Annotated in this window: 13 protein-coding genes; 11 read left to right on the forward strand and 2 right to left on the reverse strand. The window is 70.8% G+C overall.

Annotation, left to right across the window (positions count from 1 at the left end; genetic code table 11):
- From ABZ749_RS14500 to ABZ749_RS14515, 4 genes are all read left to right on the forward strand, one after another.
- Positions 1-347 (forward strand): ABC transporter permease subunit (locus tag ABZ749_RS14500; protein WP_357227630.1); only part of this gene is annotated, 347 nt, incomplete at its 5' end.
- Positions 348-358: 11 nt separating this feature from the next.
- Complete coding sequence (locus ABZ749_RS14505; RefSeq protein ID WP_357227634.1) at positions 359-1,693, forward strand: LLM class flavin-dependent oxidoreductase; 1,335 nt, start codon at positions 359-361, stop codon at positions 1,691-1,693.
- Positions 1,690-2,250, forward strand: a complete 561-nt coding sequence (locus tag ABZ749_RS14510) for a flavin reductase family protein (protein ID WP_357227636.1) — start codon at positions 1,690-1,692, stop codon at positions 2,248-2,250. Before ABZ749_RS14505 ends, ABZ749_RS14510 begins: the two co-directional genes overlap by 4 nt.
- Positions 2,247-2,864 carry a malonic semialdehyde reductase gene (locus ABZ749_RS14515; protein ID WP_357227638.1) on the forward strand — a complete coding sequence of 206 codons (618 nt, stop codon included), beginning with the start codon at positions 2,247-2,249 and terminating at the stop codon, positions 2,862-2,864. The genes ABZ749_RS14510 and ABZ749_RS14515 overlap by 4 nt, the downstream gene beginning before the upstream one ends.
- A 63-nt stretch (positions 2,865-2,927) precedes the next feature.
- Here the strand turns inward: ABZ749_RS14515 and ABZ749_RS14520 are convergent, their stop codons facing one another.
- Entirely contained in the window at positions 2,928-4,655 is a 1,728-nt protein-coding gene (locus tag ABZ749_RS14520; RefSeq protein WP_357227641.1) for an exo-alpha-sialidase, read from the reverse strand.
- Positions 4,656-5,105: 450 nt separating this feature from the next.
- Complete coding sequence (locus ABZ749_RS14525) at positions 5,106-5,837, reverse strand: FadR/GntR family transcriptional regulator (protein WP_357227644.1); 732 nt, start codon at positions 5,835-5,837, stop codon at positions 5,106-5,108.
- A gap of 137 nt (positions 5,838-5,974) precedes the next feature.
- Between ABZ749_RS14525 and ABZ749_RS14530 the strand changes: the two genes are divergently transcribed.
- From ABZ749_RS14530 to ABZ749_RS14560, 7 genes are all read left to right on the forward strand, one after another.
- Positions 5,975-7,600, forward strand: a complete 1,626-nt coding sequence (locus ABZ749_RS14530; RefSeq protein WP_357227646.1) for an ABC transporter substrate-binding protein — start codon at positions 5,975-5,977, stop codon at positions 7,598-7,600.
- A gap of 105 nt (positions 7,601-7,705) precedes the next feature.
- A complete protein-coding gene (locus tag ABZ749_RS14535; RefSeq protein ID WP_124859013.1) occupies positions 7,706-8,662 on the forward strand; it encodes an ABC transporter permease in 957 nt (318 codons plus the stop codon).
- On the forward strand, positions 8,662-10,620 hold the full coding sequence (locus ABZ749_RS14540; protein ID WP_357227649.1) for a dipeptide/oligopeptide/nickel ABC transporter permease/ATP-binding protein: 1,959 nt from the start codon (positions 8,662-8,664) through the stop codon (positions 10,618-10,620). Before ABZ749_RS14535 ends, ABZ749_RS14540 begins: the two co-directional genes overlap by 1 nt.
- Positions 10,617-11,690, forward strand: a complete 1,074-nt coding sequence (locus ABZ749_RS14545; protein ID WP_357227652.1) for an ABC transporter ATP-binding protein — start codon at positions 10,617-10,619, stop codon at positions 11,688-11,690. The genes ABZ749_RS14540 and ABZ749_RS14545 overlap by 4 nt, the downstream gene beginning before the upstream one ends.
- Positions 11,687-12,625 carry a dihydrodipicolinate synthase family protein gene (locus ABZ749_RS14550; protein WP_112677052.1) on the forward strand — a complete coding sequence of 313 codons (939 nt, stop codon included), beginning with the start codon at positions 11,687-11,689 and terminating at the stop codon, positions 12,623-12,625. Before ABZ749_RS14545 ends, ABZ749_RS14550 begins: the two co-directional genes overlap by 4 nt.
- A gap of 2 nt (positions 12,626-12,627) precedes the next feature.
- Complete coding sequence (locus tag ABZ749_RS14555) at positions 12,628-13,575, forward strand: ROK family protein (RefSeq protein ID WP_357227655.1); 948 nt, start codon at positions 12,628-12,630, stop codon at positions 13,573-13,575.
- Positions 13,572-14,062 (forward strand): N-acetylmannosamine-6-phosphate 2-epimerase (locus ABZ749_RS14560; protein ID WP_357227658.1); only part of this gene is annotated, 491 nt, incomplete at its 3' end. The genes ABZ749_RS14555 and ABZ749_RS14560, both read left to right, overlap by 4 nt.

Raw genomic sequence — 14,062 nt, forward strand, 5'->3', positions numbered from 1 at the left:
CCGGGGTGAAGGGCGTCGACCCGCTGCTGATCCGGTCGGCCCGCTCGATGGGGCTCAACCACCTGCGGCTGTTCCAGAAGGTGATCCTGCCGGCCGCGGTGCCGACCATCTTCACCGGCGTCCGACTGGCCGGGGCGTACTCGATCCTGGTGCTTGTCGCGGCCGAGATGGTCGGCGCGAAGGCCGGGCTCGGCTACCTCATCAACTACGCGCAGTACAACTTCGCGATCGCCGACATGTACTCCGGGATCATCACGATCTCCGCCATCGGCCTGGTCGTCAACCAGCTCCTCGTCGCCCTCGAACGTCGCTTCTCCACCTGGCGCGTCGACGTCTCTGCCGGATAGGACGGACACCAATGACCCGCACCCTGCACCTCAACGCGTTCCTGATGGGCGTCGGCCACCACGAGGCCGCCTGGCGGCACCCCCGCACCGACCCGCGTCGGGTCACCGACGTACGCCACTTCCAGGAGCTGGCCCGGATCGCCGAACGCGGCACCCTCGACTCGCTCTTCCTCGCCGACGGTCTCTCGGTCGGGCCGAACCCCCGACACAACATCCAGGCCGTCTTCGAGCCGCTGACCCTGCTCGCGTCGCTCGCCGCGGTGACCGAACACATCGGTCTCATCGCGACGGTCTCCACCACCTACAACGAGCCGTTCCACGTGGCCCGCAAGTTCGCCTCGCTGGACCACCTCAGCGGCGGTCGCGCCGGCTGGAACATCGTCACCTCCGCCCAGGAACGCGAGGCGGTCAACTTCAACCGGGACAGCCACCCCGAACACGCCGACCGTTACCGGCGGGCCGCCGAGTTCGTCGACGTGGCAATCAAGCTCTGGGACAGCTGGGAGGACGACGCGTTGGTCTTCGACACCGGCGCCGGGGTGTTCGCCGACACCGACCGGGTGCACGAGGTGGCGCACCGCGGGCCGGAGTTCCAGGTCCGTGGCCCGCTGAACATCCCCCGGGGGCCGCAGGGCCGACCGCTGCTGGTGCAGGCCGGCTCGTCGCCGGACGGCATCGCCTTCGCCGCCCGTTACGCCGAGGCGGTCTTCACCGCGCAGCAGACCCTCGCCGACGGGCAGAGCTTCTACGCCGAGCTGCGCCGACAGGTCACCGCCGCCGGTCGGGACCCGGACCTGGTGAAGGTCCTGCCCGGCATCGCGCCGGTGCTCGGCGGCACCGAGGCCGAGGCGCTGGCGCTCGCCGCCGAGTTGGAGGAGCTGATCGTCCCCGACTACGCCCTCGCCCAGCTCTCCGGGATGCTCGGCATCGACCTGACCGGCCTGCCGCTGGACGGACCCCTGCCGGAGCTGCCGGCCGCCGGCACCGTGCAGGCCCACCAGAGCCGCTACCAACTCGTCACCGAGCTGGCCCGCCGGGAACAGCTCACCATCCGCCAGCTGATCGGCCGACTCGGCGGCGGTCGGGGTCACCGGGTCGTCGCCGGTACGCCGGAGCAGATCGCCGACCAGATCGAGCTGTGGTTCACCCAGGGCGCCGCCGACGGGTTCAACATCATGCCGCCGCACCTGCCCGGCGGGCTCGCCGACTTCGTCGACCACGTGGTGCCGGTGCTGCGCTCCCGTGGGCTGTTCCGCACCGAGTACACCGGTCGGACGCTGCGCGAGCACTACGGCCTGCCCCGACCGGCCAGCGCGTACGCCGCGTCGACCCTGGTGCCGGCATGACCACCGTGGAGCGCCCTTCGGCGGACATCGCCGAGCTGCGACCGGTGAACCCGGACCTGTTCCGCGCTCTGCTGCGGCGGCAGGCCAGCACCGTCACGGTGGTCACCGCTGTCGCCCGCGGCACCGACCCCGCCTGCCTCGGTGGGATCGGCGCGCCCATCCGGGCGGGCTTCACAGCGACCTCGTTCACGTCGGTCTCGCTGGACCCGCCCCTGGTCTCGTTCTGCCTCGGGGTGGCGTCGTCGAGCTGGCCGGTGCTCGCCCGCGCCGAGCACGTCGCCGTGCACCTGCTGGGCGCCGGGCAGCGGGAGGCCGCCACTGTCTTCGCGACCAGCGGTATCGACCGGTTCGCCGCGTACCCGGACTGGACGTCCGGACCGTTCGGGGTGCCGCTGCTCGACGGAGTGCTGGCCCGGCTGCTCTGCCGGGTGGTGCACCGGGTCCCGGCCGGCGACCACACCCTGGTGATCGCCGAGCCGCTGGCGCTTGGCGACGGCGGTGACGGTGCCCCGCTGCTGCACCATCGGGGCGGCTACACCACGGCTGCGCCAGCGTGAGCGCAGCCACCACCGCCGACCTGCTCGCGCTGGACCGGGCCGCCCAGGACCTGCTGTTCCGGGCGGCCCGTACGGCCGACACGTTCACCGACGAGCCTGTCACCGACGCGCAGATCGCGGCGATCCACGACCTGATCCGGTACGGGCCGACCGCGTACAACGGTCAGCCGTTGCGGGTGCTGCTGCTGCGTTCGCCGGAGTCCCGGGCCCGGTTGTTGCCGTTCGTCTCGTCGAGCAACCGGGCGAAGACGGCCAGCGCGCCGCTGACCGCGATCCTCGCCGCCGACGTGGACTTCCACGAGCGGCTGCCCGAGCTGTATCCGGACCGTCCGCAGGCCCGGGACTGGCTGACGGACCGGGCGGCGCGCGTCGAGCAGGCCCGATTCAGCGCCACCCTGCAGATCGGCTATCTGATCGTCGGTGTCCGCGCGGCAGGTCTCGCCGCCGGCCCGATGGCGGGTTTCGACGTCGCGGGCGTCCAGCGGACGTTCTTTCCCGACGGTCGGCACGAGGTGCTGCTCCTGCTCAACCTCGGGCACCCGGGCCCGCACACCGGGCCGACCCGTCTGCCCCGGCTGGACACCTCGGAGGTGATCCGCACCCTCGACGGCTGAGCGGACAACGGGACCGCCCCCGGTGCCGGCGTGGTGCCGGCGCCGGGGGCGGAAGGTTGCCGGTCAGGCCCCTTTGACCCAGTCGAGGGTGAAGCGGGCGAAGAAGATCCCTCCGGTGTTGCCCACCTCGTACAGGTTTCCGATCGTGCCGTCGTTGAGGACGGCCATCGTGGAGTAGCCCGCGCCGCCCGGCTTGACCAGTGCCCGCGCCGGCCAGCTGGCACCGTCGTCGGTGGAGAGTCGGACGGTGAGGTCGTTGCGCGCGGCCGGGGCCGCGTTGTTGCTGAACAGCGCGGTGCGGGTGCGCGTCGGCGCGCCGTTCGTGCCCACCTCCGACGGGCGCAGGTACGAGATCTCGTCGGCGTTGCAGAGCGGATCGGTCAACACCGCGCTGGCCGTGGCCGCGCCGAACGTCACGCCACCGTCGGTCGACGTCGAGTAGAAGCGGCTGCGGGTGCTGTTGTGCCGCATGTTCTGCACGATCGCCCCGGTGCCGCGCTCGATCGCCTTGCTCTCGTTGATGTTCCCGCCGGCGGGGCCGCCGCGCTTCCACGTCACGCCGCTGTCGTCGCTGTAGATGTTGCCGGTCTGGGTGAGACCCGCCCCGTCCCGGTAGACGAACGGCTGGATCAGGCGCCCGGTGCTGGTCTGGATGCCGTGCCCGGAGGAGAAGAACGCCTGCTGCCAGGTGGGGACCTTGATCGTCGGGTTCAGCTCCACCGGGGCGCTCCAGGTGGCACCGTTGTCCCGGCTGGTGATGTATTGCAGGTGCAGGCTGTTCGGGTCGTTGGCGGTGTTGAGACCGGAGGAGCCGGACCAGAAGCTGATGCCTGGCTTGGGGGAGTAGGTGTAGAAGCAGTAGACGGTGCCGGTCCTGCGGTCCACCAGCAGGCTCGGGTCGCCCGCTCCCTCGCTCGTGGTGGCGGGGGCGTGGATGATCCGCGGCTGGTCGAAGGTGCGGCCGCCGTCGGTGCTGCGGGTCATCGCGATCTGGATGTTGTTGGTGCCGCCACCGAGGTCGTACGAGCCGTTGATCCGGGCGTCGGCGACGGCGATCACGGTGCCGTTGTTGGTGACGGCCATGCCCGGGATGCGGACCGAGGCGGACGTGCCGTCGTAACGGCCGTTGGGCCCGTTGAGGTTGCGGATGACGGACTGCGTGCTGATGACCGTCGTGGCGTTCATCTGCGGGGTGCCGGCGGCCAGGCCGCAACCGGCGGTGCCCCGCAGGGTGCTGTCGAAACCGGGGGCGGTGACCCGCAGGGTGTACGCGGTGCCAGCGCCCACGGTCCAGTAGTGCAGGTAGTTGCCTCCGGCGGCGATGCTGCGGGTCCACGGGGACCCGGTGCGTCCGGCCCAGGTGACGGTGAAGTCCCGGGCGGTGGTGGTGCGGTTCTCCAGCGCGAGCTGGAGCCGGCCGGCCGTGCAGTCGTAGCTGGCGGCCGCGGACATGCCGGTGCCACAGTGGAAGATGCCGGCCGAGGTGTCGTCCAGGCCGGTCGGGGTGGTCGTGCGCAGGGTGTACGCCGTGCCCGCCGGGAGGGTCCAGTACAGCTCGCTGCTGCTGCTGCTGCCGGCGGCGACCGTCCGGGTCCAGGGCGAGTTGGTGCGGCCCGGCCAGGTGACGGTGAAGGTCTGCGCGGTGGTGCTGCCGTTGATGAGCCGCAGGTTGAGCCGGCCGGTCGTGCAGTCGGAGCTGGCGGTCGTGCTCACACCGGCGGGGGCGGCGTGAGCTGGCGTGGTGGGCAGGATCGCCAGCACGCCGAGGACGGCGGCCAGGAGCGCTGTCATTCGGCGCGGTAGTGCTCGGACAGGAGACACAGGATTCCTTCCGGGGGACGGGGGTGCGCACGGGGGATGTCAGGCATAAGACGTCGGATATCTGATGTCGGGACGCTAACCGGACGTCGCACTGGTCGTCAATAGATCGACGCGGAGCGGTGCGTGACGGCGTTGCCGTCCGGGGTGGACGCTGCGGTCACGACGCCTGTCCGAAGGGGACTCCGCCCGACGGGCTCTCCGGCTCCACCGCCCGGGCCCGCACCTGGCGCGGTGTCACCCAGGAGGGCGCCGTCAAGTGGCAGGCACGCCCAGGTCGGCGAGCAGCACGGGATGCGGGACGAGCGCCCGGTCGGCGGGCACGGTCAGCGTCACCGGGCGCGGCGACAGTCTTATCTGCACGAAGCACAATGGACACTTGTTCGCCGTGCGTTCCGTGGAGCGTCGACGGCGGTGCCGGTTTCAGGGCTGCGCGATGCGGGCGATGCTCGTCCGGATGGGCGCGTAGTGATCGGCGATGGCGGCCTGCAGGTTCGCCACGTCGCCGGCGGCGATCGCGTCCACGATCGCCCGATGACGATGGGCGGTGATCACCCGGTCCTCCGGCTCGGTCCGCAGCGTGGGGGCGACGATGGCCTGCACCTGCCAGAACGCCGCGGTCAGCTGGAGGATCAGGTCGTTGCCGAGGGGTTCCAGCAGCTTCACGTGGAAGGCCCGGTCCACGTCGAGGAAGTCCTTGCCCTGGGCGGCCAGACTCTCCATCTCGTCGGCGAGGGTGGAGAGAGCGGCCTGGTGCTCGCTGTCGAGAACGGCGATGACCTGGGCTGCGAGGCCCTGTTCGAGGGTCTGCCGGACGTCGACGACCTGCCCCAGCACGTGATGGTCCTCCTCGCCGCTGAGCAGCCCGCGGAAGGTCAGGCCCTCCACGAGGGCGGCGAGGGACATGCGGCCGACGAAGGTGCCGTGGCCGTGCCGCACCTCGACGATGTCGAGGGCAGAGAGGATCTTGACGGCCTCGCGGACGCTTGAGCGGCTCGCGCCCACCGCCTCACACAGCTCCGCCTCGGTGGGCAGAATGTCTCCCGGCTTGAGGCGGTTGCGCAGGATGTACTCCTTGATCTTGGCCCCCACCTCCTGCCGGCGGGGACCTGGGCGCTCCGCACCGCGTAGCGGGGACGCGTCAATGGTCGTCATCTGCCACTTGCCCTTCGTTCACGGATCTGACACTCTCACCATATCGGCATCAGATGTCTGACGTCAGACCCCATTATCTTCGAATCCCTCAGCGCGAGCGGTAAGCGAGCGCATGAAGAGCCTATGGAGGCAGCTACGTGAGCACCACCGTTGAGCCAAGGGAGAGTCGGCGCCGCCCCCCGCGCCGGTTCCGTTCGTTGGCCGTCGCGTCCACCGCGGCAACCCTCGCTCTCGGACTGGTCGCCTGCAGCGGCGGCCCGGCCTCGACCAACGCCGTCGAGGGAAGCGGGGGGAAGACGTCGATCGAGACCACCCTCGCGTTCACCCTCTCTAGCGGGTTCGACCCGGCGAACGCCTCGTCGGCGGTGGCGACGGCGGTCAACCAGCACACCTTCGAGGGTCTGATCGATCTTGACCCGGTTACCCGGGAACCATACCGCGCACTCGCCAAGGAAGACCCGGTGGCCAGCGCGGACGGGCTCACCTACACCGTGGCGGTGCGTGACGGAGCCAAGTTCTCCGACGGCACCCCCGTCACCGCCGAGGACGTCGCCTGGTCCTTCACCCGCGTGCTGAAGCCGGCCGACCCCAAGGCCCCGCCGCTGATGCAGGGGTTCGTGTCGTTCATCGACTCGGTGACGGCCAAGGACGCGACGACGGCCGAGTTCAAGCTCAAGTACCCGTTCGCCCTGTTCGCGGAGCGGATCGCCGTCATCAAGATCCTGCCGAAGGCGAAGACCGCGGACGCGGCCGCGTCGAAGGTTTTTGACACGGCGCCGATCGGCTCCGGCCCGTTCAAGTTGGACAGCGCGTCCAAGGAGTCGGGTGTCAAGCTCAGCAAGAATCCGAACTACAACGGCCCGCGTCCGGCCAAGGTCGAGACGATGACCTGGAACACCACCTCGGAGGCTTCCGCCCGGGTGTCCGACCTGCAGGGCGGCCGGGTCCAGGCCATCGAGTCGGTGCCGTACCTGAACGTCGACTCGCTCAAGGACAAGTACACAGTCGATGTGAAGCAGGCCTTCAACCAGGTCTTCCTCATGTTCAACTCGTCGGCGGCGCCGTTCAACGACAAGCGGGTGCGACAGGCGCTGCACTACGCGATCAACAAGGACGAGGTCATCAAGACCGCCCTCAACGGCTATGGCAGCCCGGCGACGAGCTACCTGGACGAGGGCAACAAGGACTACCAGAAGGCCGCCACCGTCTACGACTACAACCTGGAGAAGGCCAAGAGCCTGCTCCAGGAGGCCGGTGTCACGAACCTGTCGTTCCAGCTCGACACCACTGACAACTCGGTCGTGAAGGATGTCGCGCCGCTGGTCATCGAGCAGTGGAAGAAGATCGGCGTCACCGCCAGCCTCAACACGGTGCCGTCCTCGGCCATCTACGGCGACATCGTTCCGAAGGACACCTTCCGGGTGCTGATGGCCACCGGTGACCCCAGCGTCTTCGGCGTCGACACCGACCTGCTGATGCGCTGGTTCTACTACGGCGAGACCTGGCCGGGGCAGCGTTACCGGTGGAGCGCCGCGGACCGCAAGGCCATGGCCGACCTGCTCGACAAGGCGGCGCAGACCTCCGACGAGGCGGCCCGCAAGGCTCTGTGGAAGCAGGCCCTGGACAAGGTGGCCGAGGAGGCCCCCCTGTACCCGATCCTGCACACCAAGGTCGTCACCGCGTACGACCCCGCGAAGCTCTCCGACTTCTCGGGTGCGTCGACCACCGGCCTGTACTTCCTGGGCGCCAGCCGAAAGGGCTGAGCTCCACCTCGGGGGCCCCACCCTGGCCCCTCCGCGTCCCGCCCGGCCCTCAGTCCCTGGGGCTGGGCGGGACGTCCCGGCGGCCCTCGACGAGAGAAAGACACCATGCTGAGCGTTCTGAGCCTGGTCGCGCGACGACTCCTGACCCTGATACCCCTGGTGCTGGGCATCACGATCTTCGTCTTCGTGATCATGCAGTTCTCCCCGATCGATCCCGCGCTGTCCGTCCTGGGCGATCAGGCGACCCCCGCGCAGGTGGCCGCGTTCAAGGCCGCCAACGGTCTCGACGACCCGCTGCCCCTGCGGTACCTGCACTTCCTGGGCGACCTGCTCCGGGGCGATCTCGGCGTGACCTTCCCGCCGTCCGTCCCGGTCGCCGACAAGATCGCCACCGCGCTGCCGCTGACCATCCAGCTGACGGCCCTCGGCATCGTCGGCGCGCTGGTCATCGCGTTGGCCCTCGGCATCCCCGCCGCGCTGTACCGGGACCGCTGGCCCGACCAGGTCATCCGGTTCGTCTCGATGGCCGGTATCGCCATGCCGTCGTTCTGGCTGGCTCTCCTGCTCATCCAGGAGCTGTCGGTCCGCCGTCCCGTCTTCCCGACCGGCGGGTACGTCAACCCCGGCGACTCGTTCTCCCTCTGGCTGCAGTCCCTCGCCATGCCAGCGCTCGCCCTCGCCGTGCCGGTCGGCTGCTCCCTGGCCAGAATCGTGCGGACGTCAATGGTCGAGGAACTCGACAAGGACTACGTGCGGACGGCGATCGGCGCCGGGCTGCCGCCCCGCGTGGTGGTCGGACGCAACGTGCTGCGCAACGCGCTGGTCAACCCGCTCACCGTGCTGGGCCTGCGAATCGGCTACCTGCTGGGCGGCACTGTCGTCATCGAGGCCATCTTCTCGCTGCCCGGCATGGGCACCCAGATCATGAGCGCGGTCCAGCAGAACGACACCGCCCTCGCCCAGGGAACCGTGCTGACGATCGCCATCTGCTTCGTCCTCGTGAACCTGGTGGTCGACATCCTCTACCTCTTCGCCAACCCTCGACTGCGCGGAGCCCACTGATGCGTCGAACACTCACCGCCAGGCTGTCGGCTCCCGGCATCGCCTTCAAACGGCTCAGCGTCACGGCTCGGATCGCACTGAGCTTCGTCCTGCTCATCGTCGTGGTGGGCATCTTCGCGCCGCTGATCCTGCGACACGACCCCGCGCAGGCCGGGCTCGGTCCCGCGCTGACCGGCCCGAACGGCGACTACTGGTTCGGCCTGGACAAGCTCGGACGCGACGTGTTCTCGCGGCTGGTCGCCGGCACCCGGCGTTCGTTGATCGTGGGCTTTGGCAGCGCCGGCATCGCCCTGGTGATCGGCGCGATCCTGGGCGCGCTGGCCGGAACCAGCCGGCCCGCTGTCGACGAGGTGGTGATGCGGTGCCTCGACGTCGTCATGGCCTTCCCCGCCATCGTGCTCTCCGCCCTGCTGATCATCTCGTTCGGCAAGAACAGCCTCGTGGTCCTCGTGGTCGCGATCGGTTTCGTCTTCGTGCCCTCGATCGCGCGCATCGTGCGCGCCAACGTGCTCTCGCAGTACCGCGAGGACTACGTCGCGGCCGAACGGATCATCGGCGCGCGGCGACCGCACATCCTCTGGCGGCACATCCTGCGTAACTGCGCCGCCCCGATCCTCGTCTTCGTCACCGTCATGGTGGCCGACGCCATCGTGTTCGAGGCATCGCTCTCGTTCATCGGTGGCGGGCTGGCACCCCAGGAAGCCGCCTCCTCGTGGGGCTCGGTCATCGCCTTCGGCAAGGAGATGGTGCAGATCGGTGGCTGGTGGGCCACGTTCTTCCCCGGCCTGCTGATCCTGCTCACCGTGCTCGCCCTGAACGTGCTCTCCGAAGGGATGTCCGACGCCTGGGCCGCCCCGGCGGCGCGGCGTGCCACCGCCACGAAGATCGGGGACGCGCAGGAGGAGGCGCAGCCCGGCTCCGGTGAGGTGGTGCAACTGCCCGGCCTGGCCGAGGCCGCGCAGCGGCTGCGCGAGCGCGCCCGCCCCCTCCCGGACGGGGAGCCCGTCCTGGAGGTCCGGAACCTGTCGATCGGGTTCGAGGGACGCCACAGCGGCGTCGACATCGTCGACGACCTGACCTTCGACATCCGCCCCGGTGAGGTCCTCGGCCTGGTGGGGGAGTCCGGCTCCGGCAAGTCGCTGACCTCCCTCGCCGTGATGGGCCTGCTGCCGCAGGGCGCCCGGGTCCGCGGCGAGGTCCGCTTCGCGGGCACCGACCTGCTGACGGTGAGCACCAAACGACGCCGTGCCCTGATGGGGCGCGAGATCGCGATGGTCTACCAGGACGCCCTCTCGGCCCTGAACCCCTCACTGCGCATCGGCCCCCAGCTCGCCCAGATGACCAGCCGTGGCGGCACGCGGTCGGCCCAGGAGCTGATGGAGCTGGTGGGCCTCGACGCGCGGCGCACCCTGTCCGCGTACCCGCACGAACTCTCCGGTGGGCAGCGGCAGCGCGTGGTGATCGCCATGGCGCTGTCGCGGGATCCGCGCCTGATCATCGCTGACGAGCCGACCACCGCGCTGGACGTCACGGTCCAGGCGCAGGTCATGGAGCTGCTGCTGCGGCTGCGCGGCCAGCTCGGCTTCGCGCTGATCCTGGTCAGCCACGACCTCGCGCTGGTCAGCGACGTCGCGGACCGGGTCGTGGTGATGTACGGCGGGCAGATCGTCGAGAGCGGTGTCACCGCCGACGTGGTCGGCGCGCCGGCGCACCACTACGCCCGAGGTCTTCTCGGTTCTGTGCTCTCCCTCGAGGCCGGCGCGGAGCGGCTCACCCAGATCCGCGGCGTGGTGCCGTCGCCGGCCGACTTCCCATCGGGCTGCCGGTTCGCTGATCGCTGCCCCATGGCCACCGAGGTTTGCCGGGAGGAGACGCCCCGTCTGGAGGGCGTTCCCGCCCACCGGTACGCCTGCCACCACCCGGCCGTCAGCGTCAGGGAAGGGGAGCTGGCCCGATGAGCGCGTCAGTCCCACACCAGTCGATCGTCGAACTGCGCGACGTGCACGTGGTGCATCGCACCCGAGGGGGTGGCCTGTTCGGCCGCGAGCGGGTGTATGCCCTCACCGGCGCGGACCTGACCGTGCGTGCCGGCGAGACGATCGGTGTCGTCGGCGAGTCCGGCTGCGGCAAGTCCACGATGGCCAAGGTGCTGGTGGGCCTCCAGCGGCCGACGAGCGGCACTGTTGCCTTCTCCGGCAAGGACGTCTGGTCGATGAACGCGGCGGAACGCCGACTGCACATCGGCGCCGGCGTCGGCATGATCTTCCAGGATCCGGCCACGTCGCTGAACCGGCGCATGCCGGTCCGCGACATCCTGCGCGACCCGCTCGACGTGCACCGTCGCGGCACCCGCAAGGAGCGCGAGGAGCGGGTCAGGGAGCTGATGGCGCTGGTCGGGCTGCCCCGGTCGGTCGCCGACGTGCTGCCGAGCCAGCTCTCCGGCGGCCAACGCCAGCGGGTGTCCATCGCGCGTGCCCTGGCCCTGGAGCCAGGGCTGGTCATCGCCGACGAGCCCACCAGCGCCCTCGACGTGTCGGTCCGGGCGCAGATCCTCAACCTGCTCCTGGACCTCAAGGAGCGTCTGGACCTGGCCATGGTCTTCGTCTCGCACGACATCCAGACGGTCAAGCGGATCAGTGACCGCGTGGTCACCATGTACCTCGGCCGGATCGTGGAGCAGGCGCCCGCCGCCGGGCTCCCCGAGGTCGCCCAGCACCCGTACACCCGGGCGCTCTTCTCCGCCACGCCGGGGCTGCTCTCGCCACTCGACCCGATCCCGCTCGTCGGCCCCGTTCCACTCGCCACGAAACCGCCGACCGGATGCCCGTTCCGCACCCGGTGCTGGAAGGCGACCGACGGCTGCGCCATCGAGATGCCGCCGGTCCGGTCGGGCGACGGCGGTGCCGGTGCCCACGAGTTCCGGTGCTACCACCCCGTTCCTGCTGGATCCAGCAACACAGAGCTGGTCGAACTCGCCAGAGCATCGACCGGCCGCACCACCCCCCTACACGTCAAGGAGTCAGCGTGACCACCCCAGCCCCGCGGTTCGCCGGAGTCGTGCCGCCGGTCGTCACCCCCCTGACCGAGGAGGGGGCGGTCGACGTCGCCTCCCTTGAACGGCTCGTCGAGCGGATGCTCACCGCCGGCGTCGACGGCATCTTCGCCCTCGGCAGCTCCGGCGAGACGGTGTTCCTCACGGACAGTCAGCGGGACCAGGCTCTCGAAACCGTCGTGAAGACCGTCGGCGGGACCGTACCCGTCATCGCGGGCTGCATCGAGCCGACCACCCGGCGGGTCCTCGACCGGGCCGACGCGTCGACGCGCCTGGGTGTCGACGGCCTGGTGGCCACCGCCCCCTTCTACGCCATTGTCGGCCCCCACGAGGTCGAGCGGCACTTCCGGTCCCTCGCCGCTTCGGTCGAGCTTCCGCTGCTGGCGTACGACATTCCGGTCTGCGTGCACACCAAGCTGTCGCCGGGCCTGCTGAGCCGACTCGCCGCGGAGGGCGTCCTCGCCGGCGTCAAGGACTCCAGCGGTGACGACGTCTCCTTCCGCCAACTGGTGCTGTCCATCGCGGAACACGCGCCGAACGCCGGCTTCAGCCTGTTGACCGGCCACGAGGTGGTGGTCGACGCGATGATGCTCGCCGGCGCCTCCGGTTCCGTCCCCGGCCTGGGCAACGTGGACCCGGAGGGCTACGTGCGGCTCCACCGGGCCTGCGTGACCGGCGACTGGGACACTGCCCGCGCGGAGCAGGACCGACTGACCCGGTTGTTCCGGATCGTCGACGCGGCCGACCCGGCGACGGCGGCAGGGGCGACCCGGGGCGTGGGCGCGTTCAAGACCGCTCTGGCCCTGCTCGGCGTCATCGACAGCAACGCCGTGTCGCTTCCGCTGCGACCGCTCGACGCCGATGAGGCGAGCCGGGTGCGTGCCCAGTTGGAGCTGGCGGGGCTGCTCTAGCCATGTCCGAGGCACCCGAGCCCCCGGTCGTCGACGTGGCGGTGGCCGCGCTCGACATCGGGGGCACCAAGACGGCCGCTGCCATCGTGACCCGCCACGGCGAGGTGATCGACAAGATCACCGTCCCCACCCCCGGCCGGGCCGGGGCGACCGCCATCATCGACACCGCAGCCGACCTCGTCGGTCGGCTGCGGGCGAGGGCGACGGGAACCCGCATCCGTGCCCTCGGCGTCGGTAGCGCCGGGGTGATCGACCACCGGACGGGTCGGGTGCTGTCGGCCACCGACGCCCTGGCCGGTTGGGCCGGCACGGACCTGAGTGGCCGACTGCGGGCACTGCTCGACCTGCCCGTCTCAGCCATCAACGACGTGCACGCGCACGCCCTCGGTGAGGCGCGGCACGGCGTGGCGGTCGGCCACCAGACGATGCTCTTCATAGCGGTCGGCACCGGTATCGGCGCCTCGTTCGTCGTCGACGGCACCGTGCTGACCGGCGCCCACTCCGCCGCCGGCCACGCCGGCCACCAGCCCTCGCCGTACGCCGGACAGTTGCCCTGCACCTGCGGCGGGCGGGGGCACCTGGAGGCGATCGCCTCCGGGCCCGCTCTCACCGAGGAGTACGTGCGGCGTACCGGTCAGCCGGTCGGCGACCTGCGCACGGTGGCCGAGCGCGCGGCGGACGGTGACGCCACAGCCCGGGAGGTGGTCCTGCTGGGTGGGGCCGCCGTCGGCTCGGCGGTCGGCGGGCTGGTCAACATGCTTGACCCCGCTGTCGTCGTCATCGGCGGCGGTGTCGCCGGCCTCGGCGACACCTGGTGGCAGGCACTCCGGGGCGCCGTGCGACGGGAGACGTTGCCCAATCTGGACGACGTGCCCGTCCTGGCCTCGACCCTCGGATCGGACGCCCCACTTCTCGGCGCCGCCTCACTCGCCTGGGAGGGCACCGCATGAACAAGCTGATCGCGCAGCTCCGCCACCGCCTCGTCGTCTCCTGCCAGGCGTACCCCGGTGAGCCGATGCGCAGCCCGGACACGATGCGCCGGGTGGCCCTCGCCGCCGCCCAGGGCGGTGCCGCCGGCATTCGCGCCCAGGGCCTGGCGGACATCGCGGCCATCCGGGGGGCGGTCGACCTGCCGCTGATCGGTCTGTGGAAGGACGGGGACGACGACGTCTTCATCACCCCCACGCTGGAGCACGCGCTGTCGGTGGCCCGGGCCGGCGCGCACGTCGTGGCCCTTGACGGCACCGCGCGGCCCCGGCCCGACGGCCGAACCCTCGGTGACACCATCGCCGCCGTCCACGACCTGACCGGAGCTCTGGTGATGGCCGACTGCTCCACCCTCGACGAGGGGGTCGCCGCCGCGGCGGCGGGTGCCGACCCACCCGCGCCCTCCGGCCATATCCGCCGACCCTCGCCGGTCCACGGCACCGGTCAGTG

Source organism: Micromonospora sp. NPDC047753, assembly GCF_040642735.1.
Classification (GTDB): Bacteria; Actinomycetota; Actinomycetes; order Mycobacteriales; family Micromonosporaceae; genus Micromonospora.